General features: G+C 61.2%; 23 protein-coding genes, 2 tRNA genes and 1 pseudogene. 12 read left to right on the top strand and 14 right to left on the bottom strand.

The genetic code is table 11. The features are described from left to right. Nucleotides 1-126: 126 nt before the first annotated feature. The 5 genes from ahpF to RT028_RS10750 form a co-directional block, all read right to left on the bottom strand. Nucleotides 127-1,689 (bottom strand): alkyl hydroperoxide reductase subunit F, encoded by a 1,563-nt coding sequence (ahpF, locus tag RT028_RS10770; RefSeq protein WP_312934782.1) that lies wholly within the window; start codon nt 1,687-1,689, stop codon nt 127-129. A gap of 125 nt (nt 1,690-1,814) precedes the next feature. After that, nucleotides 1,815-2,378, bottom strand: a complete 564-nt coding sequence (gene ahpC / locus RT028_RS10765; RefSeq protein ID WP_312934781.1) for an alkyl hydroperoxide reductase subunit C — start codon at nt 2,376-2,378, stop codon at nt 1,815-1,817. A 197-nt stretch (nt 2,379-2,575) separates the two neighbouring features. Further along, nucleotides 2,576-3,931, bottom strand: coding sequence for a glutathione-disulfide reductase (gene gorA / locus RT028_RS10760; protein ID WP_312934780.1), 1,356 nt, complete (start codon nt 3,929-3,931; stop codon nt 2,576-2,578). A gap of 216 nt (nt 3,932-4,147) precedes the next feature. Beyond that, nucleotides 4,148-4,987, bottom strand: a complete 840-nt coding sequence (gene galU / locus RT028_RS10755) for a UTP--glucose-1-phosphate uridylyltransferase GalU (protein WP_312934779.1) — start codon at nt 4,985-4,987, stop codon at nt 4,148-4,150. Between the two features lie 225 nt (nt 4,988-5,212). Next, on the bottom strand, nt 5,213-5,572 hold the full coding sequence (locus RT028_RS10750) for a hypothetical protein (protein WP_312934777.1): 360 nt from the start codon (nt 5,570-5,572) through the stop codon (nt 5,213-5,215). Nucleotides 5,573-5,722: 150 nt separating this feature from the next. Here RT028_RS10750 and RT028_RS10745 point away from each other — a divergent pair, with 150 nt between their 5' ends. The 10 genes from RT028_RS10745 (at nt 5,723) to RT028_RS10700 (ending at nt 11,968) form a co-directional block, all read left to right on the top strand. Then, a complete protein-coding gene (locus RT028_RS10745; protein ID WP_312934776.1) occupies nt 5,723-6,025 on the top strand; it encodes a DUF1883 domain-containing protein in 303 nt (100 codons plus the stop codon). A 6-nt stretch (nt 6,026-6,031) separates the two neighbouring features. Beyond that, entirely contained in the window at nt 6,032-6,202 is a 171-nt protein-coding gene (locus tag RT028_RS10740; RefSeq protein WP_312934775.1) for a hypothetical protein, read from the top strand. A 34-nt stretch (nt 6,203-6,236) separates the two neighbouring features. Beyond that, complete coding sequence (locus RT028_RS10735) at nt 6,237-7,310, top strand: nitronate monooxygenase (RefSeq protein ID WP_312934774.1); 1,074 nt, start codon at nt 6,237-6,239, stop codon at nt 7,308-7,310. 105 nt (nt 7,311-7,415) lie between these two features. Beyond that, on the top strand, nt 7,416-8,165 hold the full coding sequence (gene modA, locus RT028_RS10730) for a molybdate ABC transporter substrate-binding protein (RefSeq protein ID WP_312934773.1): 750 nt from the start codon (nt 7,416-7,418) through the stop codon (nt 8,163-8,165). Further along, nucleotides 8,165-8,842, top strand: coding sequence for a molybdate ABC transporter permease subunit (gene modB, locus RT028_RS10725; RefSeq protein WP_312934772.1), 678 nt, complete (start codon nt 8,165-8,167; stop codon nt 8,840-8,842). Before modA ends, modB begins: the two co-directional genes overlap by 1 nt. Before the next feature lies 1 nt (nt 8,843). Then, nucleotides 8,844-9,935: a molybdenum ABC transporter ATP-binding protein gene (modC, locus tag RT028_RS10720; protein ID WP_312934771.1), complete on the top strand. Its 1,092-nt coding sequence runs from the start codon at nt 8,844-8,846 to the stop codon at nt 9,933-9,935. A 52-nt stretch (nt 9,936-9,987) separates the two neighbouring features. Next, nucleotides 9,988-11,013 carry a DNA topoisomerase IB gene (locus RT028_RS10715; protein WP_312934769.1) on the top strand — a complete coding sequence of 342 codons (1,026 nt, stop codon included), beginning with the start codon at nt 9,988-9,990 and terminating at the stop codon, nt 11,011-11,013. Between the two features lie 251 nt (nt 11,014-11,264). Further along, nucleotides 11,265-11,462 (top strand): carbon storage regulator CsrA, encoded by a 198-nt coding sequence (csrA, locus tag RT028_RS10710; RefSeq protein ID WP_312934768.1) that lies wholly within the window; start codon nt 11,265-11,267, stop codon nt 11,460-11,462. Between the two features lie 106 nt (nt 11,463-11,568). Beyond that, entirely contained in the window at nt 11,569-11,781 is a 213-nt protein-coding gene (locus RT028_RS10705; RefSeq protein WP_312934767.1) for a hypothetical protein, read from the top strand. Nucleotides 11,782-11,883: 102 nt separating this feature from the next. Further along, nucleotides 11,884-11,968 (top strand) — tRNA-Leu (locus RT028_RS10700). A 116-nt stretch (nt 11,969-12,084) separates the two neighbouring features. On the opposite strand, the gene RT028_RS10695 is transcribed toward RT028_RS10700, so the two are convergent. After that, nucleotides 12,085-12,261 carry a hypothetical protein gene (locus RT028_RS10695; protein WP_312934766.1) on the bottom strand — a complete coding sequence of 59 codons (177 nt, stop codon included), beginning with the start codon at nt 12,259-12,261 and terminating at the stop codon, nt 12,085-12,087. 399 nt (nt 12,262-12,660) lie between these two features. Between RT028_RS10695 and RT028_RS10690 the strand changes: the two genes are divergently transcribed. Further along, nucleotides 12,661-12,807 carry a hypothetical protein gene (locus tag RT028_RS10690; RefSeq protein WP_312934764.1) on the top strand — a complete coding sequence of 49 codons (147 nt, stop codon included), beginning with the start codon at nt 12,661-12,663 and terminating at the stop codon, nt 12,805-12,807. A 163-nt stretch (nt 12,808-12,970) separates the two neighbouring features. Here the strand turns inward: RT028_RS10690 and RT028_RS20315 are convergent, their stop codons facing one another. From RT028_RS20315 to sohB, 7 genes and pseudogenes are all read right to left on the bottom strand, one after another. Continuing rightward, nucleotides 12,971-13,834 (bottom strand): methyl-accepting chemotaxis protein, encoded by an 864-nt coding sequence (locus RT028_RS20315; protein ID WP_409567232.1) that lies wholly within the window; start codon nt 13,832-13,834, stop codon nt 12,971-12,973. Next, nucleotides 13,826-14,608: pseudogene (locus tag RT028_RS20310) on the bottom strand (MCP four helix bundle domain-containing protein); the annotation flags it as partial. The pseudogene RT028_RS20310 and the gene RT028_RS20315, both read right to left, overlap by 9 nt. A gap of 102 nt (nt 14,609-14,710) precedes the next feature. After that, nucleotides 14,711-15,100 (bottom strand): hypothetical protein, encoded by a 390-nt coding sequence (locus tag RT028_RS10680; RefSeq protein WP_312934760.1) that lies wholly within the window; start codon nt 15,098-15,100, stop codon nt 14,711-14,713. A gap of 191 nt (nt 15,101-15,291) precedes the next feature. Continuing rightward, entirely contained in the window at nt 15,292-15,810 is a 519-nt protein-coding gene (locus RT028_RS10675; protein ID WP_312934759.1) for a cysteine hydrolase family protein, read from the bottom strand. A 710-nt stretch (nt 15,811-16,520) separates the two neighbouring features. Further along, nucleotides 16,521-16,724 carry a hypothetical protein gene (locus tag RT028_RS10670; protein ID WP_312934758.1) on the bottom strand — a complete coding sequence of 68 codons (204 nt, stop codon included), beginning with the start codon at nt 16,722-16,724 and terminating at the stop codon, nt 16,521-16,523. Between the two features lie 183 nt (nt 16,725-16,907). Further along, nucleotides 16,908-16,981, bottom strand: a tRNA-Cys gene (locus RT028_RS10665). A gap of 151 nt (nt 16,982-17,132) precedes the next feature. Then, a complete protein-coding gene (sohB, locus tag RT028_RS10660; RefSeq protein WP_312934756.1) occupies nt 17,133-18,152 on the bottom strand; it encodes a protease SohB in 1,020 nt (339 codons plus the stop codon). Between the two features lie 300 nt (nt 18,153-18,452). Here sohB and RT028_RS10655 point away from each other — a divergent pair, with 300 nt between their 5' ends. After that, nucleotides 18,453-20,078: a methyl-accepting chemotaxis protein gene (locus tag RT028_RS10655; RefSeq protein ID WP_312934754.1), complete on the top strand. Its 1,626-nt coding sequence runs from the start codon at nt 18,453-18,455 to the stop codon at nt 20,076-20,078. Nucleotides 20,079-20,153: 75 nt separating this feature from the next. Here RT028_RS10655 and RT028_RS10650 read toward each other — a convergent pair. Beyond that, nucleotides 20,154-21,527, bottom strand: a 1,374-nt coding sequence (locus RT028_RS10650) for a cytosine permease (protein WP_312934753.1), incomplete at its 5' end; no start/stop codon positions are given.

Below are 21,527 nucleotides of genomic sequence, written 5' to 3'. Positions count from 1 at the left end.
TTCTCCATCAGGCGTGGGCAAACGCCGACTATAGCGCAGCCCCGCTGCGGCATACCGGCCAAACCCCAGACACCACTGCGCCGCCCCGTTGAAGCCGGGGCGGCGCAGTGGTAAAGCCGGGGTGTATCAGGCCGGTGCCGAGGTGCGGATCAGGTGATCGAACGCCGCCAGCGAAGCCTTGGCGCCCTCGCCTACCGCAATGACGATCTGCTTGTACGGCACCGTGGTGACGTCACCCGCGGCGAATACGCCGGGGATGTTGGTCTGGCCCTTGGCGTCGACGATGATTTCGCCGCGCGGCGACAGCTCGACCGTGCCCTTGAGCCAATCGGTGTTGGGCAGCAGGCCGATCTGCACGAAGATGCCTTCGAGCGCCAGTTCGTGCTCGGCATCGGTGGTGCGGTCCTGATAGCGCAGGCCGCTGACCTTCTGCCCATCGCCCAGCACTTCGCGGGTCAGGGCGCTGGTGATGACCTTGACGTTCGGCAGGCTGTGCAGCTTGCGTTGCAGCACGGCGTCGGCGCGCAACTGGCTGTCGAATTCGATCAATGTGACATGGGCCACGATCCCGGCCAGGTCGATAGCGGCTTCCACGCCGGAGTTGCCGCCGCCGATCACCGCCACGCGCTTGCCCTTGAACAGCGGGCCGTCGCAGTGTGGGCAGTACGCCACGCCGCGGTTGCGATAGCGCTGCTCGCCCGGCACGTTCATTTCCCGCCAGCGCGCACCGGTGGCCAGAATCACGGTCTTGGCGCTTAGCGTGGCGCCGCTGGCCAGGCGGACCTGGTGCAGGCCGCCGTCGGTGGCGGGCAGCAAGGCTTCACCGCGTTGCAGGTTCATGATGTCGACGTCGTACTGCTTGACGTGCTCTTCCAGCGCAGTCGCCAGCTTCGGCCCTTCGGTCTCCTGCACGGAGATGAAGTTTTCGATGGCCATGGTGTCGAGCACCTGCCCGCCGAAGCGCTCGGCCGCGACGCCGGTGCGGATGCCTTTACGCGCTGCATAGATGGCCGCCGCAGCACCGGCAGGGCCACCGCCGACCACCAGCATGTCGAACGCGGCCTTGGCATCGAGCTTCTCGGCCTGGCGGCTGCCCGCCTGGCTGTCGAGCTTGTTGACGATTTCTTCCAGACCCATGCGGCCTTGGCCGAACGGCTCACCGTTGAGGTACAGGCTCGGTACGGCCATGATCTGCCGCGCGTCGACCTCGGCCTGGAACAGCGCCCCGTCGATCGCCACATGGCGCACGTTGGGATTGAGCACGGCCATGAGGTTCAGCGCCTGGACCACGTCCGGGCAGTTCTGGCACGACAGCGAGAAGTAGGTCTCGAAGTTGAATTCGCCTTGCAGCTCCTGAATCTGTTCGATCAGTTCGCTGCTGGCCTTGGAGGGATGGCCGCCGACTTGCAGCAGGGCCAGTACCAGGGAGGTGAATTCGTGGCCCATGGGGATGCCGGCAAAGCGCAGGCTGATCTCGCCATTCGGGCGGTTGAGCGAGAACGAGGGACGACGCACGTCCTCGCCATCCGCGCTCAGGGTAATGAGGTTCGACAGGCCGGCAATTTCCACCAGCAGGTCGTGCATTTCGCGGGACTTCGCGCCGTCGTCGAGGGAGGCAACGATCTCGATCGGCTGGGTGACCCGCTCCAGGTAGGTTTTCAGTTGCGATTTAAGCGTGGCGTCCAACATACGGGCGATTCCTTTTTACAAATCTCGGATACAAAAACGCCCAGGCGAAGTCGCCCGGGCGTTTTACGGGGCGGTACGTGGTTCAGCTGTGGCGGCTGACGACCGCCCGCGTTGTGCACATCGGCTTAGATCTTGCCGACCAGGTCCAGCGATGGCGCCAGGGTGGCTTCGCCTTCTTTCCACTTGGCCGGGCAGACTTCGCCTGGGTGAGCGGCAACGTACTGGGCAGCCTTGACCTTGCGCAGCAGCTCGCTGGCGTCGCGGCCTACGCCGCCGTCGTTGAGTTCGACGATCTTGATCTGGCCTTCGGGGTTGATCACGAAGGTGCCACGGTCAGCCAGACCGGCTTCTTCGATCAGCACATCGAAGTTGCGCGAGATGATGTGGGTCGGGTCGCCGATCAGCGGGTAGTTGATCTTGCCGATGGTGTCGGAGGTGTCGTGCCAGGCTTTGTGGGTGAAGTGGGTGTCGGTCGACACGCCGTAGATCTCCACGCCCAGCTTCTGGAATTCGGCGTAGTTGTCAGCGAGGTCACCCAGTTCGGTTGGGCAGACGAAGGTGAAGTCAGCCGGGTAGAAGAACACGACGGACCACTTGCCTTTCAGGTTGGCTTCGCTCACTGGGACGAATTCGCCGTTGTGGTAAGCAGTGGCGTTGAACGGTTTGACCTGGCTGTTGATGATTGGCATCAGACGTTTCCTCGTAGGGGTTTGAAATCAGTTGACGGAGGAAATCCTAACCAACGAGGCCGATAAAGGCTCATTGGCAAAGCTCATGTTGGTCATTGGTTTTGGCTATAAAGCGCTGCGCCCATAGAAGAGAAGCTGCGGAAGGCACCCGCCCTGCGGTCGAATCCTGCAGGGCGGGCAAACGACGCTCATACCGATCAGCGCGTTGCCGTGCGCATCGTCACGAACTCTTCCGCCGAGGTCGGGTGCACACCGATGGTCTCGTCGAACATCTGCTTGGTGGCACCTGCCTTGAGCGCAATGCCCAGACCTTGGACGATCTCGCCCGCGTCCGGCCCGACCATGTGGCAACCCAGTACGCGGTCGGTATCGGCATCGACCACCAGCTTCATCAGGGTTTTTTCCTGGCTTTGGGTCAGGGTGAGCTTCATGGGCCGGAAGCGGCTTTCGAAGATCTGTACCCTGTGGCCGGCGTCGATGGCCTCTTCCTCGGTCAGGCCAACAGTGCCGATGGGCGGCTGGCTGAACACGGCGGTAGGGATGTTCTTGTAGTCGACCGGGCGGAACTGCTCTGGCTTGAACAACCGGCGCGCTACGGCCATGCCTTCGGCCAGGGCCACGGGCGTGAGCTGAACGCGGCCGATCACGTCGCCAATGGCCAGGATCGAAGGCTCGGTGGTTTCATAGTGCTCGTTGACGCGCACATAGCCGCGCTCGTCGAGCTCCACGCCGGTGTGTTCCAGGCCCAGATTGTCGAGCATCGGACGCCGGCCGGTGGCGTAGAACACGCAATCGGCGATGAGCTCGCGGCCATCTTTGAGGGTGGCTTTCAGGCTGCCGTCTTCGAGCTTGTCGATCCGCTTGATGTCGCTGTTGAACTGCAGGTCCAGGCCACGCTTTTCCAGCTCTTCTTGCAAGTGGCTGCGCACCGAGCCGTCAAAGCCGCGCAAGAACAGTTCACCGCGGTACAGCAACGTGGTGGCGCTGCCGAGGCCCTGGAAGATGCCGGCGAACTCCACGGCGATGTAGCCGCCACCGACCACCAGCGTGCGCTTTGGCAGCTGTTTGAGGAAGAACGCCTCGTTCGAGGTGATGGCCAGCTCCTTGCCCGGAATGTCCGGCACCTGCGGCCAGCCGCCCACGGCGATGAGGATGCGTTCGGCGCTGTAGCGCTGGCCGTCGACCTCCACTTCATTAGGGCCGGTCATGCGTGCGTGACCTTGCAGCAGATTGACCCCGCTGTTGACCAGCAGGTTATGGTAGATACCGTTGAGACGCTCGATCTCCCGGTTCTTGTTGCTGATCAGCGTCGCCCAGTCAAAGTGCCCTTCTTCAAGGCTCCAGCCATACGCCGAGGCTTGCTCGAGCTCGTCGGCGACATGCGCGCCATAGACCAGCAATTTCTTCGGCACGCAGCCCACGTTAACGCACGTGCCACCCAGGTAGCGGCTTTCCGCCACCGCGACCTTGGCGCCAAAACCGGCCGCGAACCGCGCAGCGCGCACGCCGCCGGACCCGGCACCGATGACGAACAGATCAAAATCGTAGGCCATTGTTGCAACTCCCAAAAAAAAACCACCCCAAGGTCATTGCCTGCCAGTTAAGGATCTTGCAGACGCCGCATCTACAGAAATCCGATTTTGCTTAACTGACTGGCATTGACCCGGGGTGGTGGCTGCCGATCGAATCGGCCGTGTGCAGCAGAACCAACGGGTGCCTGCACCCGTTGGCAGCATCACGCAGCGAACACTGCGTGGCGTGACCGACGATCAGTAGGCTTTGCCGGACTTGTAGTAATTCTCGAAGCAGAAGTTGGTGGCATCGATGTAGCCTTCGGCGCCGCCGCAGTCGAAACGCTTGCCCTTGAACTTGAAGGCAATCACACAGCCGCTTTGCGCTTGTTTCATCAGCGCGTCAGTGATCTGCACTTCGCCACCCTTGCCTGGCTCGGTGTTCTCGATGATGTCGAAGATGTCCGGGGTCAGGATGTAGCGACCGATGATCGCCAGGTTGGACGGAGCGTCTTCCGGCTTGGGCTTCTCGACCATGTTGGTGACACGGAAGATGTCGTCGCGGATCATCGAACCTTCGATCACGCCGTACTTGTGCGTTTCCTGCGGGTCGACTTCCTGGATCGCCACGATCGAGCAGCGGAACTGGTTGTACAACTTGACCATCTGGGTCAGGACACCGTCGCCTTCAGGGTTGACGCACAGGTCGTCTGCCAGCACCACGGCGAACGGTTCGTCGCCGATCAGCGGGCGACCGGTCAGAATGGCGTGGCCCAGGCCTTTCATTTCGGTCTGACGGGTGTAGGAGAAAGAACACTCATCGAGCAGGCGGCGGATACCGACCAGGTATTTTTCCTTGTCGGTGCCCTTGATCTGGTTTTCCAGCTCGTAGCTGATGTCGAAATGGTCTTCCAGGGCGCGCTTGCCGCGACCGGTGACGATGGAAATTTCGCTCAGGCCTGCGTCCAACGCCTCTTCAACGCCGTACTGGATCAACGGCTTGTTGACCACCGGCAGCATTTCCTTGGGCATGGCTTTGGTAGCGGGCAGGAAGCGGGTGCCGTAACCGGCTGCCGGGAACAAGCATTTCTTGATCATAAACGTCCTTAAAGAGGGTATGGCCATTTGGCACTTGGCGCAGTCTAATCAGGCGGCTGGAACCTTACAATGCCCCGCCGCGACAGGGCCCACGCCGTTGTCAAAGCACTTCGGCCAGCGTTTGCGAAGATAGTTCCGGGCTACAGGCTGGCGAAGGCCCATTTGCATGGGCCAAACGTGTGTCTGGCGGCATTGCAAACCGCTGATTACGGTCACGCCGCAGGCTCAAGAGCCGGAAATACACGCCGTTGTCGCCTTGCGTACGTCGCCGGGACGCAGCGGAAAATTGCTCAACCGTTCACGCAGCTTGATCGCGCTGCCATTGCTGCGTTTATCGATCTCGACCAGCGCCGCAGGCCCGGCGCCGGCGCCAAGCTTTTGCGGCACGATCAGGCGCAGGCCATCACCGCGCTGCTCTTCGGTCAAAGGATCACGGCTGCTGGCCAGCTCCTGCTTCACGCAGTCAGCGTACTCACGCGGCGACTTGCCAGAGATCACGTCCATGGTTTCGTGCGATTGTTCGAGTTCCGACACACTGGCGCATCCCGTGAGCGTCAGCGTAAGTGCAGCTACAACCCATTTCATCTGCGAGTCCCTAAAGGTTCCAAACAGCTATTGACCGTCGCGCATGCGTTTTGCTCCCTTGGTCTGCACGCGCCGCCGGGCAAGCCGGCAGCCTCTGCTGACATCGTGATAAAGTTGGCGTTTTGCAGACTGTGACTTGCGGAGCACCCCATGAAATTCATCCATCAACGCGAACACTTGAATGAAGACGACATCGTCGTCATCGAGTCTTCCCAGCCCTGCAACATCCGTCTGATGAATGACGCCAACTTCCGCAGCTTCAAGAATGGCGGACGGCACACCTACCACGGCGGCGCCTTCGACAAGTTCCCGGCCAAGATCAATGTGCCGAGCTCTGGCTACTGGAACATCACCCTCGACACCGTGACCACCCGGGCGATTTCGGTAACGCGCAAGCCCGCATTCACGCACAAGATCAAGATCATCCGACGCTCCTCGTCCCAGCTGAGATAAGCCGCCATGACCCAGAACCTCAAATACGTGATCAAGTACAAGCTCGATGGCCAGCGTCGCTGGGACTTCGCTGTGATGAGTGACGACTCCCCCGAGCAGGCCCTGGATGCGCTGCGCAAGATCCACGGTGATGATGTGGCCAAGATCAGCGACATCCAGGTCAGCAAATCGCTGTAGAGTCTGCCCCATAACGCCCAACCCAGGAGGCTCCATGTCGCGCTGGCCCGATACGCGAATCCTTGACCTGTTCGGCATCGAGTTGCCGATTCTGCAAGCGCCGATGGCCGGTGCCAGTGGCTCGGCGCTGGCGATCGCGGTGGGCCGCGCGGGCGGATTGGGGGCCCTGCCCTGCGCGATGCTGGATGCCGACCAGACCCGTGCCGAGGTGACGGCCTTTCGCCAAGCCTGCACGGGGCCGCTGAACCTCAATTTCTTCTGTCACCAGCCCCCTGAGCCCGACGCCGCGCGCGCCGAGGCCTGGAAGCAGGCACTGGCCCGCTATTACATCGAGCTGGGTGCGGACCTGCAGGCGCCCACCCCGGTATCGAATCGCCAGCCCTTCGATGAGCAGAGCTGCCAATGGGTCGAGGCACTGCGTCCGGAGGTGGTCAGCTTCCATTTCGGCCTGCCGGCAGCGCCCTTGCTGGCGCGGGTCAAGGCCACCGGGGCGAAGGTGATTTCCAGCGCCACCACGGTGGCCGAAGCGCTCTGGCTGGAACAGCATGGCTGCGATGCGATCATCGCCATGGGGTATGAGGCAGGTGGCCATCGCGGCATGTTTCTCAGCGACGACATCACCACGCAGGTCGGCACCTTCGCTTTACTCCCGCAGGTGGTCGATGCCGTGAGCGTGCCGGTGATCGCAGCGGGCGGCGTGGGTGACCACCGCGGCCTGGTGGCAGCGCTGGCGCTCGGCGCCAGTGCGGTGCAGATGGGTACGGCGTACCTGTTCTGCCCAGAGGCCAAGGTGTCGGCCAACCATCGCCAGGCGCTGAATACCGCGACTGCAGCCGACACCGCCCTGACCAACCTGTTCACCGGGCGCCCGGCACGCGGCATCAATACCCGCCTGATGCGCGAGCTAGGGCCCATGACTGCGCTGGCGCCGGCATTCCCGCTCGCTGGCGGCGCGCTGATGCCACTGCGGGCGCTGAGTGAAGCCACCGGCAGCAGCGATTTCAGCAACCAGTGGGCCGGCCAGGGGCTGCGCCTGGGCCGCGAACTGCCCGCACACGACCTGACCCTGGAGATCGCCACGGCCGCTCTGGCGCACTTGCGGCGCTAGAACGCGCATCCTCGATTCCAGTGCTGCCGAGTACCCTTCCCGCAAGCAGGCCAATCGCTATATAGTTGCCGCCATAACGATAAACCTGCCGCTGGAGACCGCTCGATGCGCATTCGCCCTACCCTGTTTGCCCTCACCGCCCTGTTCACCCTGAGCAACGCTTGGGCCGACGATGTCCAGGTGGCCGTGGCGGCCAACTTCACCGCGCCTATTCAAGCGCTGGCCAAGGACTTCGAGAAAGACACGGGCCACACCCTCCAGGCCTCGTTCGGCTCCACTGGCCAGTTCTATGCGCAGATTCAGAACGGCGCACCGTTTGAAGTGTTCCTCGCCGCCGACGACACCACCCCGGCCAAGCTCGAACAGGAAAAGGCCATCGTTCCAGGCTCACGTTTCACCTACGCCATCGGCACCTTGGCGCTGTGGTCTGCCAAACCGGGCTATGTCGACGCCAAGGGCGAAGTGCTGCGTAAAAACGACTTCAAGCACCTGTCCATCGCTAACCCTAAAGCCGCGCCCTACGGCCTGGCCGCCACCCAGGTGCTGGAAAAGCTGAAGTTGACCGAAGCCACCAAAGCGAAGCTGGTCGAAGGACAGAACATCACCCAGGCCTATCAGTTCGTGTCCACCGGCAATGCTGAGCTGGGCTTCGTCGCGCTGTCGCAGATCTACAAGGACGGCAAGGTCACGGAAGGTTCCGCGTGGATCGTTCCGGCCACCCTGCACGAACCGATCCGTCAGGATGCGGTGATCCTCACCAAGGGCAAGGACAATCCTGCTGCCAAGGCCCTGGTCGACTACTTGAAAACCCCGAAAGCTGCCGCGCTGATCAAGTCGTACGGCTATGAAATCTGATGTTCGACCCCAGTGACCTCGGGGCGATCTGGCTGACGCTGAAGTTGGCCAGCATCACCACCCTGATCCTGCTGGTGATCGGCACGCCGATCGCGTGGTGGCTGGCACGTACTCGCTCGCCACTGCGTGGCCCTGTTGGCGCACTGGTGGCGTTGCCGCTGGTGTTGCCGCCCACGGTCATCGGCTTCTACCTGCTGCTGGCCCTCGGCCCGCACGGCTGGCTGGGCCAGGCCACTGTCGCGTTGGGCCTGGGTACGGTGGTGTTCAGCTTTACCGGGCTGGTCATCGGCTCGGTGGTGTACTCGCTGCCGTTCGTGGTGCAGCCGTTGCAAAACGCGTTCACCGCCATCGGCCAGCGCCCGCTGGAGGTGGCTGCCACGTTGCGCGCCAGCCCTTGGGACACCTTCATTCATGTGGTGCTGCCACTGGCGCGGCCCGGTTTTCTGACCGCCAGCATTCTCGGTTTTGCGCACACCGTCGGCGAGTTCGGCGTGGTGTTGATGATTGGCGGCAACATTCCTGACAAGACCCGTGTGGTGTCGGTACAGATCTTCGATCACGTCGAAGCCATGGAGTACACCCAAGCGCACTGGCTGGCCGGCGCGATGCTGGTGTTCTCATTCCTGGTGCTGCTGATGCTGTATGCCGGGCGCCGTGACAAAGCCGGCTGGAGCTGACATGCCCTCCCCCATTCATGCACGCCTGCGCTTGCAGCGTGAAGACTTTACCCTTGACGTCGACCTACAGCTGCCTGGCCGCGGCATCAGCGCACTGTACGGCCATTCCGGTTCCGGCAAGACCTCATGCCTGCGCTGTCTGGCCGGCCTGGAACGCGCCAGCGACGGCTTTATCGAGGTCAACGGCGAGGTGTGGCAAGACTCCGCGCGCCAGGTGTTCGTCGCGCCGCACCTGCGCCCGATCGGTTACGTATTCCAGGAGCCCAGCCTCTTCGCTCACCTGTCGGTGCGCGGCAACCTTGAGTTCGGCTGGCGCCGCGTGCCGGCGGCCCAGCGCAAGGTAGGGCTCGATCAGGCCTGCGAGCTGCTGGGCATCGGCCACTTGCTGGCGCGCAGGCCCGCGACACTGTCCGGCGGCGAGGCGCAGCGGGTCGGCATCGCCCGGGCTTTGCTGAGCAGCCCCAGGCTGCTGCTGATGGATGAACCCCTGGCCGCCCTGGACGGGCCGCGCAAACGGGAAATCCTGCCCTACCTGGAGCGTCTGCATGGCGAGCTGGACATCCCGGTGGTTTATGTCAGCCACAGTCAGGATGAAGTGGTGCGCCTGGCCGATCACCTGGTGTTGCTGGAGCAAGGCCGTGCTCAGGCCAGTGGCCCCCTGCCCGAGTTGCTGGCACGGCTCGACCTGCCGCTGAGCCAGGCCGACGATGCCGGCGTCGTGCTGACGGGCCAGGTGACGAGCTTCGATGCTGAGTACCAGTTGCTGGACCTGCGCTTGCCCGGCCTGAACGGCAGTTCGTTGCGCATCGCCCATGAAGCACGGGCGCCCGGCACCACCCTGCGGGTGAAGATCCAGGCCCGCGACGTCAGCCTGGCGCTGGCGGCGGACCAGACCTCGAGCATCCTCAATCGCCTGCCCGTGCAGGTGCGCGAACTGCAGGCTGCCGACAATCCGGCGCACGTACTCGTCAGCCTGGAGGTTGGCGGTAATACCTTGCTGGCGCGCATCACCCGCTACTCGTCGGATCAGCTAGGCATCCATCCCGGACAACAGTTGTGGGCGCAAATCAAGTCAGTGGCGATTCTCGGCTGAGCATCCAGGCAAGCGGCGTTGTCCACCGGATAACTCACGATTGGACGCCGCCATGCTCGACTGCCCACTGCCCGCGTCACTGCACTACGTCGAAGACTCCCACGCGGGCCTGACCCGCAAGCGTTGGCGCGACCGTTTCATCTATCACGATGCCGACGGCAAGCGCATCAAGGACGAACTGACGCTCAAGCGCATCGACTCATTGGCCATCCCTCCGGCCTACACCCAGGTATGGATCTGCATCGACCCGCAGGGCCACTTGCAGGCCACCGGCCTGGATGCGCGCGGACGCAAGCAGTACCGCTACCACCCTGAATGGCGCGAACTGCGTGATGCGCACAAATACGGACGCATGCTGGCCTTCGCGCAAGCCCTGCCGGCGCTGCGACGCAAGGTCGAGCGAGACTTGAGCAGACCTGGGCTGGACCGTACCAAGTTGCTGGCACTGGTGGTCAGTCTGATCGACCAGACGCTGATTCGCATCGGCAATGAACGCTACCTCAAGGACAACCAATCCTACGGCCTGACCACGCTGCGTAATCGTCATGTGCAGGTCAAAGGCAGCACGATCCGCTTCGAGTTTCGCGGCAAGCGCGGCGTTGAACACAGCATCACGGTACGCGACCGCCGCCTCGCCGGGCTGGTCAAACGCTGCCAGGACCTGCCCGGGCAGGAACTGTTCCAGTACATCGATGAGGACGGTGAACGCCATCGAATCGGCTCAAGCGACGTGAACCAGTACCTGCAGGCACTGACCGGCGCCGATTTCACCGCCAAGGATTACCGCACCTGGGCCGGCAGCAGCCTGGCCCTGAGCTTGTTGCGGCCCCTGGCCTGGCAACCGGAAACCCATGCCAAACGGCACATGGCAGACATCGTGCGTCAGGTGGCTTCACGCCTGGGCAACACGCCGGCGGTCTGCCGCAAGTGCTACATCCACCCGGCTGTGCTGGAGCACTTCGTGCTTGGCCATCTTGAGGCGCTGCCCAAGGTGCGCAAGCGCAAGGGTATGGAAAGCGAGGAAGTGGCGTTGCTGCATTTTCTGCAGCAGTTGGAGAGCACACCGATTGCCGATTGAAGCGCTCTATGCCATCCATGATGCCTGGCGATTTCACTTACGCGGTCAACCGCCTTATCCTTGCCCTCAAGCGACATTGGCGACAGGCACACGCTGTCGCCCATCATCGCGTGTGGCCTGAGCGCTAGCGAATTTGTCTTCCAGTGGAATTACCCCTTGCTGAAAGCGTCTTTATTAGGAAGGACGAGGGCCACACCCCCACCGCTGGGCCTTGCGCTCATCGGCCAGAGACATCACCCAAGGAGAACTACATGCTGATACTCACCCGCAAGGTTGGCGAAGTGATCGTCATCAACGACGACATCAAAGTCACCATTCTGGGCGTGAAGGGGATGCAAGTGAGGATCGGCATCGATGCACCCAAGGATATCCAGGTGCACCGAGAGGAGATCTACAACCGCATTCAGGCGGGCAAGCCCGCGCCCGACCAGGCCGACGAACCGCACTGATCGCGCCTGGCCCGTACACTTTTCAGTTTTCACGAGGCAGTGTCCGGGCTATCCACTATCATGTGCACCGCAGCGACCGACCGTGGTCAAGACACGAGGATGGGTGATGGTAGCGAACCTGCGTATGCGCGGGATCAAAGATGATCTGATGCGCACTGCCGTTGAACTCGATGCGCTATGCCAAGCACTCGCTGGCCATGCCCGTTACTTGCAACACGCCGATCATGGCGGTGAGGTTCAGGCCATGAACGGTCAACTGGACGGCTTGCGCGCCTCCGCAGACGAGCTGCGGCAGGCAGCCGCGTCTATACGGCCATGAGCCCCATGGGTTGACTCCGCTATAACGCTGAGTTATAAAGCGCGCTTGATTGCAAGGCACTTCGCTCAGTGAAGCTGCTGGTCTGCGGACCCTTTCAACTGTGCGAGTGTGGTGGAATTGGTATACACAGCAGACTTAAAATCTGTCGGCGTGAGCCTTGCGGGTTCGAGTCCCGCCACTCGCACCATCTGATTGCAAAAGAACGCCTGATCGGCGTTCTTTTTTTGCCTGCGATTTGCGTAGGCGGCACGCCCTCTCCAATCAAGCGCTGTCAGCCCTCTGGGGCATCGCCCAAGCGCTGACTCAGTCATCAGGATCATCATGCCAGGCCGGATGATCGAATTCTTCTTCATCGATCTCGTCGTCATCGATCACATCGAAAGGATGCGCTTCAGGCTCACATTCGCCGTCATCTTCAAAGAACTCGCGATCCAACAGGTGATCGTGTTCCGGCTCATGAATATCGTCATCGTCACGCATCAGGCGTCTCCAGGAAAATGCTGTCTGTATAAAATGGACGGCGCGCCAAATCAATCCATCACTTGTTAATCCTGAGATAACCCTGTGGCACTAGCCTGCAGTGGCTACCCTTCAAGCATCGTTGAACCGCTCCCCATCCGGAGCGGTTTTTTTTGCCTGCTCGGCAGGTTTGTCACACGCTCGCGACATTCTCTTCACGCTTTACTGACAACTGCACAGGCATTCTGAAACTGCTTCGTACGTTCTAATTTTTTAACCCGCCCGCTCCCGGCGGGTTTTCTTTTGCCTGAATTTTCAATCGCCTACGCCGCTGGTCGGGCATTGAAAAAAAACCTGAATTCCATCGCTGTCCGCCGAGTCAAGAATTAGGAACCCAGTAGCATTGACGAGGTAACAGCCATGACTTTTGAAGCCGCCACACTCGTACAACTGGCCGCCAAACTCCGTAAACAGGGGCTCAAACGCGTTGCCGACATTATCTTCCTGCGTACGCCCTGCCGGGTTAACCATCGCTGGATCTGCACCGTGCTTCGCCGCACCGCATGAGTCATGTTCAGCCTTCAGCCGGTCATGACTACCGCAAGAAAAAACCCGCACACTGCCGTATGCGGGTTTTTTTGCGCTGATCGCGCCGTTCTGGCACACCAGGCACCGTGCAGCACGGGCCAACTTTGGCGCTCTTGACGACGCCAGGAGCACCCGTCTTTGCTTACAACTTGAAACGCCCTACCAAGTCATTGAACGACACGGCCAGACGCGACAGCTCCTGTGCCGAGGCGGTGGTCTGGTGTGCACCTGCAGCCGTCTGTGTCGACAGGTCCTGGATGTTGACAAGGTTCTTGTCGACTTCACGCGCAACCTGCGCCTGTTCTTCACAGGCGCTGGCGATCACCAGGTTGCGATCGTTGATGCTGGCGATACCCGTCGCAATCTGCTCGAGCGCCTCACCCGTCGCCGTTGCAAGATGCTGGGTATTGGCCACCAGCGACTGGCTTTTGCCCATTGCCACGACCGCTTGATCCGCCCGGGATTGCACGTCGCCAATCATCTGCTCGATTTCCACGGTCGATGCCTGGGTGCGGGCTGCCAGCGCACGCACCTCATCGGCCACCACGGCAAAACCGCGCCCCTGCTCGCCGGCCCGCGCGGCTTCGATGGCCGCGTTGAGCGCCAACAGGTTGGTTTGCTCGGCAATGCCACGGATGACGTCGAGCACCTTGGCGATTTCCTTGACCTGCCCTGCCAGCTGTTCAACGGTAGTGGATGAACCCTGAATTTCCACCGTGGCGTCGTTGACTGCCGTTACCGCATCGCGCGCTTGCGTCACACCGCGATTGGCCTGGTCGGAGGCGGTCCGCGAGGCTTCGGACGTCGAGACAGCGTTACGCGCCACTTCATCGACCGATGACGTCATCTGATTGACCGCGGTGGCGGCCTGGCGAATCTCGTCGTTCTGCTTGAGCAACCCGCGGCTACCATCTTCCGTGACGCTGTTGAGCTCTTCCGCCGCCGAAGCCAGCTGATTGGCCGCATCGGAGATTTGATGGAGGGTCTGCTTGAGGCTGTCCTGCATGCCGCCCAGCGCATTGATCAGCTGGCCTGTTTCATCACCAGCATCGCTCCTGATGGACTGGCTCAGATCACCGCCAGCAATCAGCTGCGCCGAAGCAACGGCTGCGCTGATCGGCCGGCCGACCAGACGACTCACCAGAATCCCCATTGCGAACGCCGCAATGAAGGCAAACAGAATGCCCACGTAAAGCGTCATGGACACCTGCTGCTCCTGGTCGGCTGCATCCATACCGCCTTGCTTGATCTGGCGGTTGTTCGAATCGACGATGGTGGTGAATTCGGCCATGACCTTCTTGTACACCTCGGCCATCTCACCCGAGATCAAGCCACGAGCCGTTGGCAGATCATTGGCGCTGATTGCCGCCAGCACCTTCTGAACCTGCTGCTGGTACGCCGGCCAGTCCTTCTCCATCTGGTCACCGGCTGCGCGCTCGTCATCTTCCAGCGGCGTCTGTCGGTAGAGGGCGAAGGCGCGCTCACTGGCGGCCTGGCTGGCAGCCATGGTCTGTAAAATGCCGTCCTTGGTTTGTTGCGTAGCCCCTTCAGCGGTGGCCGTGATCAGCGCATAGATGTCGCGTTGCTGAGCGATTGCCTCAGAACGTGCCTCGGCGGTTTTCGCCACCGAGACGAGGTTATTGGAAAACACCAAACCCAGGCTCTGCGACATCTGACTCACACCACGGCTACCCAACAGGCCGACACCCAACGTGATCACGGCGCAGATCCCGAACGCCGTCAAGAGCTTGGTGGAAAGACGAGCATTTTTTAAAAACATGGTGGTTCTCGAAGGCCGCAATTGTGTACTGAGGCTATCGACGAGGGATGTGAAATATTGAGCGTTATTTCAACCAGAACAACGCCAGGACCCTGAAAGCTCTCAGTCCCGATCGGCGCCCTGTCTGTCCACAGGCGGGGAATACGCGATGCGGTCCTCGCCCAGCCGATGAAAAGGCGATTTCTTTATCCAGGGCAATGCCTTGTGAAAGACGAACAGCTCTATTGCCCAACCGCTGAAACAGAAGACGGTTCTTGCGCCCTTCTCCCATGGCAGCTCAAAAGACAGCGCGGCGGTTGCGAACATGAGGCTGACGAAAAAGAGGCCCGTAGCTATGGCATTCATGCAGAAATTCAGCGTCGGCCAGCGTTCGGGCAGCAGATCCAGCGGGCCCAGCGCAAACAGCACAATACCCAACGGCAACATGTATATGATCAAGGATGCAGAGGGCTCGGCATAGCGCAGAGTCAACAGCCAGAGCACGAACCACACGCATGCAGCAGTTCGAGACCTGGTCGGCGTTATGAGCACAGTGAGTGCCCGCAGCTTTTGCCATCTACCCATCCATCACACTCCCTGGCTCGCGATCGGTGAGTGTATCACTTGGTGTGTTTGGAACAGGGAAGGCATGCTGGTAGCAAGCGCCGTGGCCAGTCAGGCCATTCCCGTGCTCGCACGTTCTGTTAGAAGCTCCACTCCTTGGCCCGCACCACCCGACAGAACGCTCCCTCGAGCGTTGCGTTGTGATGCGCGATGATGTCCTTGGCTGTGATAAGAGGGGTATCTGCACAGGTGTGGCCGTCGGAGACAAGGACGGTATCGAAGCCCAGATCACGCGCAGCACGGCAGGTACTGTCGACGCAGTATTGCGTTTTCATCCCCGTGACTACCACGCCGGTGGCGCCACAAGCGCGCAGATGCTCAGCCAGACCCGTCAGGATGAAGGCATTGGGCCGCTGCTTTTCAAAGACCACTTCTCCACCCAGTAGCTCCAGTTCCTGGGCAATCATGGTGAGTGGGCTACCGGGTTCGATCGGAGAGCCAGGGGGCCCGATGTGGCGCGCGAGAAAAATCGGAGCACCCGCGCTGCGTGCCCTGTGCATCAACGTATTCAGTGTTTCCAACAATGCTTCGCAGCGCCACGGGGTTTCCGGGCCGTGAACCAGACCAACTTGGAGATCAAGTATCAATAGCGCGTGCATGGGGCATTTCCTCGCGTTTGAGCCAACGACGCCAGGGCACAAAAAAGGCCCTGTCCATTGCTGGCGGGCCTTTGAAGTTCGTCTGCTACTGGCTCACGACACCTCGCACGCTCCGCTTCCAGCGGTGGTGTGGGGGGTGGTCGAGGTGAGGCAATCACTAGTCATGCATCGACAGTAGCGACATTGCATCGAACTGACAAGATTGAGCGTTGGACGCCAGCTTGAGCAGGCAGTGTGATGAGGCGTGCGACGCTCCAGGGGGAGCAAGACGAGGGCCTATCGGATTTCACCATTGAGGAGCAGGGTTCTCACCATGCATGCAAAAGCCCGCGCGGGGCGGGTCAATGTGCCTTTCGCTTATCGTGATCGTCCAATCCATACGCATCGACAGAGGTTGGCTATGAGAAATGGTTTTTTTGCACTTGGCATCGCGATCTGCCTTATAGCAGGCTGTAGCCACTACTCAGGCGGATATGGTGATAGATCCACTAGCGCGAGCGCCATTGCGTGCGATGCCTCTCCACCCAATCAGCCAGGGTGCTATGAAAACACTCATCAGCAGGGACTCCTGAACAAGTTGCTCGATAGGGATTGAGCACCCTGCATGGCGTAGAGCGACACTTGCTGTCGATTGACGGTGCCGCTTTCGTCCGCCGCCTTCGCCCTGGCCGGGTCCTTGGCGATGATCGAAATCTTGGACGGGTACGCCTTCAGCACTTGCGTCTTGCGCCGAGAACGGGCGGCAACGCCGTGAGGAACCAGTAGATTCCAGTTCCAAGCACCAAGCCCCAGCGGCTTTGCGGACTGAGAAACATCCCGGCTATCCCGAGCGCGATCAGGATCATGCCAGCCCATCGCCTGCGCTTCGGATTGAACCCTAGCTGGAACGCCCGAAGTCTCTCGCCAATACGCATCACCGCTCTCCTTTTAGCAAGCGGCGAAGCCTGTAACCGCCTATTGAACCGTCGCGTGGGTGCCATCGCCAGCCCCACGAAACAACAGAGTTTCGGAACTCCCGCACAAAAGTTTCGGAACTGTTGTTTTTTAGTGCACAAAAGAAAAACCCCGCAGACCTGAATCTGCGGGGCTTTCGAATATGGAGGCCGAGGTCGGAATCGAACCGGCGTAGACGGATTTGCAATCCGGAGCATAACCACTTTGCTACTCGGCCTCAAAGTTCGGAGTTAGCGCTGAAACCTTGCTATCCCCTTGAAACCAAACGACTTTTTAGAGCCGCCTGCGTTTCGATGGAGGCCATTATGTCCGCATTGAGCGGCCCTTGCAACCCCCACCCCTAAAAAAATCTCAACCCGCTCAAGGTGTTAACGCAATCGCCCAAGCTTGCTCCACAGCCCCACCACGGCACTTTCCAACGCGCCGCTGGCGGTCATGCCGATACGCTCCTGCAGGGTCTTGCGTTCGGCAAAATGCAGGTGAAACAACTGCGATTGGCGTGCGCGTGTGCTGAGGTATTCATCGCTGGTGCCCAGCTCATCGACCAACTGTCGATTGAGCGCGGCCACCCCCAGCCAGACCTCACCTGTGGCCACTTCGTCGATGTGCAACTGCGGGCGGTACTGGCTGACGAAGTTCTTGAACAGTTCGTGGGTCACGTCCAGGTCTTCCTGAAACTTCTCCCGACCCTTTTCGGTGTTTTCGCCCAATACCGTGAGGGTGCGTTTGTACTCGCCGGCAGTGAGCACCTCGACGTCGATATCATGCTTTTTCAGCAGGCGATTGACGTTGGGAACCTGCGCCACCACGCCGATCGACCCGACCACCGCAAACGGTGCGCTGACGATCTTCTGGCCGATACACGCCATCATGTAGCCGCCGCTGGCAGCGACTTTGTCGATGCACACGGTCAGGGGGATACCGGCCTGACGAATGCGCGCCAGCTGCGAGGCGGCCAGGCCGTAGCTGTGTACCAGGCCACCGCCGCTCTCAAGGCGCAGCACGACTTCATCCCGAGGCGTGGCGAGGGTCAGCAGCGCGGTGATTTCATTGCGCAGGCTTTCGGTCGCGGAGGCTTTGATGTCGCCATCGAAATCCAGCACGAACACACGCTGCGCTTCGACAGGTGTGTTCTTGCGCGAGCGTTTGTCGGCCTTGGCCTGTTGCTTGCGCAGCGCCTTCAATTCGGTCTTTTCCAGCAGGCCGGATTCGAGCCGTTCGCGCAGCTCTTTATAGAAATCGTTCAGACGCGTGACGTGCAACTGGCCGCCCGCTTTACGGCGGCCTTTGCCACGCAAACCCACAAAGGCTGACAACACGATCAGCAGCGCAATGACCAGGGTAGCGGTCTTCGCGAGAAAGCTTGCGTACTCGGCAAGAAAGTCCACGGTGTCCTCGACATTCGAAAATAAACGCTCATCCTACCTAAGCCAACGACTGTTGGGTACGTCAGGCCTGCGCCTGCCTGCACCCGGTCATGCCGTGTCGTGCCGCAAACCGACCTTCGCGCTCAGGGAAACGACGCACACCCTGTTCAAGGATGATGGCACCGTGTAATCATTTTCTGACTGCACGCGGAAGGTGAGGACCACCCTGGCCTGACCGTGCAACGTCTCCAGCGTCTGGGGTCTTGGATAGTTGCTCATGCCCCGCTTTGGCGACCTACCGTCAATGTTCAGGAGCAAGCCATGCAGTTTCGTAACATGAAGATCGGTCGGCGAGCCGCCATCCTGTTCATCCTCCTGGGTGTTCTGGTGATGATGATGGGCTTGCTCGCGCTCTATGAAACGCGGCAGATGGACGAAGCCACGGACGATATTCGCCTGAGCTGGCTACCAGCCATGTCGGCGCTCAGCGAGGTAGGCACCGATGTCGGTCGAGTACGCGCGCTCACCCTGCGCACCATGCTTGACGATGACCCCGAAACACGCACCCGGGGGCTGGAAGCCACCGAAGCGCTCAGCAACGAGCTGCAGACACGGATCGAAGCCTACGGCCAGACCATGCTCGATGAGCAGGAAAAATCCTTGTTCACCGCCTTCAGCGCCACTTGGGAGCGTTACCACGAGGGGCAATCGCAGGTCATGCAGCAGATTGCCCGCGCTCAGGACGATGAGGCCAAGGCCCTGGTCATCGGCCCGCTGGCCGACGCCGCAGACGCCATGATGGCGGCGCTGAACACCTTGGCTCAGTACAACAGCAAAGGCGTGCAAGATGCGTCGCAGTTATCAAGTGATGTCGCCGATCAGGCGTTCATGGTGATCGTCGCGGCACTGCTGGTGATCATGCTGGCACTGGCCGCCATCGCCCTTCTGCTCACCCGCAGTATTACCGTGCCGCTGGCTGAGGCCGTCAGCGTTGCCGAGCGCGTTGCCAGCGGGGACCTGACGCACACGATCCAGGTGCAAGGTCGGGATGAACCTGCCCTGCTCTTGCAAGCCCTCAACGGCATGCAGCAGAACTTGCGCAACACCTTGCGCCAGATCTCAGCCTCGTCCGACCAACTGGCCTCCGCGTCCGAAGAACTGCACACGGTCACCGAAGACACCAGCCGTGGCTTGCACCAGCAGAGCGCCGAGATCGATCAGGCCGCCACGGCCGTCAACCAGATGACCGCGGCGGTTGAAGAGGTGGCAGGCAATGCCGTCAGCACGGCCGACGCCTCTCGCGGCGCCGATCAGAACACCCGCGATGGCCGCGAACAGGTCAGGCAGGCGCTGGCCTCGATCGAGCAGTTGGTGGGCGACGTGGCCGGCACCGCCCAGGAAGTCGAGCAACTGGCTGGGCGCGCCAACGACATCAGCCGCGTCCTTGATGTAATCGGCGCCATCGCCGGCCAGACCAATCTGCTGGCGCTCAACGCCGCCATCGAGGCCGCTCGTGCCGGAGACGCCGGACGCGGCTTTGCAGTGGTCGCCGACGAAGTGCGCGCCCTGGCGCACCGCACACAGAAGTCCACCGAGGAAATCGAGGAAATGATCGCCGGCATCCAGACCGGCACCGGCCGTGCGGTCAGTGCCATGCACAGCAGCCAGGGCCGCGCCAACGGGACACTGGAAGTGGCGCAAGGCGCCGGACAGGCGCTGGAAGTGATCGCCGAGGCCATCGCCTCGATCAATCAGCGCAACTTGGTCATCGCCAGCGCCTCGGAGCAGCAGGCCCAGGTCGCCCGCGAGGTGGACCGCAATCTGGTGAACATTCGCGACCTGGCGATGCAGACTTCTGCCGGCGCCAACCAGACCAGTGCGGCGGCGCAAGACCTGTCGCGCCTGGCAGTCGACCTCAATGGGCTCGTCGCACAGTTCAAGGTTTGACCGATCAGGTTTTTCTACCCTAACGAAGAAGGGCCGCGTGAGCGGCCCTTCTTCGTTATGCAGCGATCACACAGTTCAGCGATTCACCGCTACCGGTCTTGCGGCCTTGGCTGCCTGGGCCGCCTTGCCACGCGTGGCCAGGCAGTAATACAGCGGCGCGGTGACCAGCAGGCCGAAGACCCAGGACAGGTCAGCCCCTTCGACGATGTTCGAGTACGGCCCGACATACAACGAGGTGTTGGCGAACGGCAACTGCACCAGGATCCCGCAGGCATAAGCGATGATCGCGTGATGGTTGAAGCGCCCATAGATGCCGCCGTCGGCACTGAAGATCGAGGCGATGTCGTACTGGCCTTTCTTGATCAGGTAGAAGTCGATCAGGTTGATCGAAGCCCACGGCACCAGCACCAGCAGCAGCGCAAGAATCAGGCCGATGAACTGCCCGATGAAGTCGGCCGAGGCATTCAGCGCCACTGTGCCGCAGCCCAGCAGGATGATCGATGCCAGCACCACACGCAGCTTGATGCTGGGGCTCCAGTTGGCGAAGAAGGTCTGGATGGCGGTGACGATCGACAGCACCGCACCGTACAGGTTGAGCGCGTTGTGGCTGATGATGTTGAGCAGGAACAACACCATCAGGATCGGGCCCAGCCAGCCGGTCGCCTGCTTCACCGCATCCATCGCGTCGGTGCCTTCGGGCACGCACAGCACGGCGATGGCGCCAAAACTGAAGCACAGGATGGTACCGAGGGTGGCGCCGAAGTAGGTGGCCCAGAACGGCTTGGCAATGCCGATTTCCTTTGGCAGGTAGCGCGAGTAGTCCGACGTATAGGGCGAGAAGCTGATCTGCCAGATGGTGCCGAGCGACACGGTGGCAATGAAGCCCGACAGGCTGAAGGCGCCGCGGCTGAAGAAGTCAGCCGGCAGTTCCTGGGTGAACATCATGATGAAGCCGGCGAGCAGCGCCGAGCCCATCACCCAGGTGCCGATGCGGTTCAGGCTATGAATGAAGCGATAGCCGATCACGCCAATCGCCGTTGCGCTCAATGCGCCGATCACGATGGCCGTGGGCATCGGCACACTCGGGGCGATGCCGTGGATCGACTTGCCCGCCAGGACGATGTTGGAAATGAAGAAGCCCACGTAGATCAGTGCCGTGAAAAACACGATCAGCAGCGCGCCATAGCGCCCGAACTGGCCGCGGCTCTGAACCATCTGTGGGATGCCCAGTTGCGGCCCTTGGGCCGAGGCCAGCGCAATCACCACGCCGCCGAGCAGATGCCCCAGGGCGATGGCGATCAACCCCCAGAACAGATTGAGGTGAAACACCTGCACCACCATGGCCCCAGTGACGATGGGCAATGGCGCGATGTTGGTGCTGAACCAGAGTGTGAACAGGTCGCGCGCCTTCCCATGGCGCTCGGCAGGTGGAACGTAATCGACCGTGTG

The organism is Pseudomonas sp., assembly GCF_032058845.1.
In the GTDB taxonomy this organism is placed as follows: Bacteria; Pseudomonadota; Gammaproteobacteria; order Pseudomonadales; family Pseudomonadaceae; genus Aquipseudomonas.
Note: the sequence above shows the minus strand (reverse complement) of the source record. Positions and strands in the feature narration are given on the sequence as shown.

What these genes read in the sequence shown, in the direction of transcription:
- ahpF (WP_312934782.1), bottom strand. Translation starts at nt 1,689, where the DNA reads ATGTTGGACGCCACGCTTAAATCGCAACTGAAAACCTACCTGGAGCGG.
- ahpC (WP_312934781.1), bottom strand. Translation starts at nt 2,378, where the DNA reads ATGCCAATCATCAACAGCCAGGTCAAACCGTTCAACGCCACTGCTTAC.
- gorA (WP_312934780.1), bottom strand. Translation starts at nt 3,931, where the DNA reads ATGGCCTACGATTTTGATCTGTTCGTCATCGGTGCCGGGTCCGGCGGC.
- galU (WP_312934779.1), bottom strand. Translation starts at nt 4,987, where the DNA reads ATGATCAAGAAATGCTTGTTCCCGGCAGCCGGTTACGGCACCCGCTTC.
- RT028_RS10750 (WP_312934777.1), bottom strand. Translation starts at nt 5,572, where the DNA reads ATGAAATGGGTTGTAGCTGCACTTACGCTGACGCTCACGGGATGCGCC.
- RT028_RS10745 (WP_312934776.1), top strand. Translation starts at nt 5,723, where the DNA reads ATGAAATTCATCCATCAACGCGAACACTTGAATGAAGACGACATCGTC.
- RT028_RS10740 (WP_312934775.1), top strand. Translation starts at nt 6,032, where the DNA reads ATGACCCAGAACCTCAAATACGTGATCAAGTACAAGCTCGATGGCCAG.
- RT028_RS10735 (WP_312934774.1), top strand. Translation starts at nt 6,237, where the DNA reads ATGTCGCGCTGGCCCGATACGCGAATCCTTGACCTGTTCGGCATCGAG.
- modA (WP_312934773.1), top strand. Translation starts at nt 7,416, where the DNA reads ATGCGCATTCGCCCTACCCTGTTTGCCCTCACCGCCCTGTTCACCCTG.
- modB (WP_312934772.1), top strand. Translation starts at nt 8,165, where the DNA reads ATGTTCGACCCCAGTGACCTCGGGGCGATCTGGCTGACGCTGAAGTTG.
- modC (WP_312934771.1), top strand. Translation starts at nt 8,844, where the DNA reads ATGCCCTCCCCCATTCATGCACGCCTGCGCTTGCAGCGTGAAGACTTT.
- RT028_RS10715 (WP_312934769.1), top strand. Translation starts at nt 9,988, where the DNA reads ATGCTCGACTGCCCACTGCCCGCGTCACTGCACTACGTCGAAGACTCC.
- csrA (WP_312934768.1), top strand. Translation starts at nt 11,265, where the DNA reads ATGCTGATACTCACCCGCAAGGTTGGCGAAGTGATCGTCATCAACGAC.
- RT028_RS10705 (WP_312934767.1), top strand. Translation starts at nt 11,569, where the DNA reads ATGGTAGCGAACCTGCGTATGCGCGGGATCAAAGATGATCTGATGCGC.
- RT028_RS10695 (WP_312934766.1), bottom strand. Translation starts at nt 12,261, where the DNA reads ATGCGTGACGATGACGATATTCATGAGCCGGAACACGATCACCTGTTG.
- RT028_RS10690 (WP_312934764.1), top strand. Translation starts at nt 12,661, where the DNA reads ATGACTTTTGAAGCCGCCACACTCGTACAACTGGCCGCCAAACTCCGT.
- RT028_RS20315 (WP_409567232.1), bottom strand. Translation starts at nt 13,834, where the DNA reads ATGCAGGACAGCCTCAAGCAGACCCTCCATCAAATCTCCGATGCGGCC.
- RT028_RS10675 (WP_312934759.1), bottom strand. Translation starts at nt 15,810, where the DNA reads ATGCACGCGCTATTGATACTTGATCTCCAAGTTGGTCTGGTTCACGGC.
- RT028_RS10670 (WP_312934758.1), bottom strand. Translation starts at nt 16,724, where the DNA reads ATGCGTATTGGCGAGAGACTTCGGGCGTTCCAGCTAGGGTTCAATCCG.
- RT028_RS10655 (WP_312934754.1), top strand. Translation starts at nt 18,453, where the DNA reads ATGCAGTTTCGTAACATGAAGATCGGTCGGCGAGCCGCCATCCTGTTC.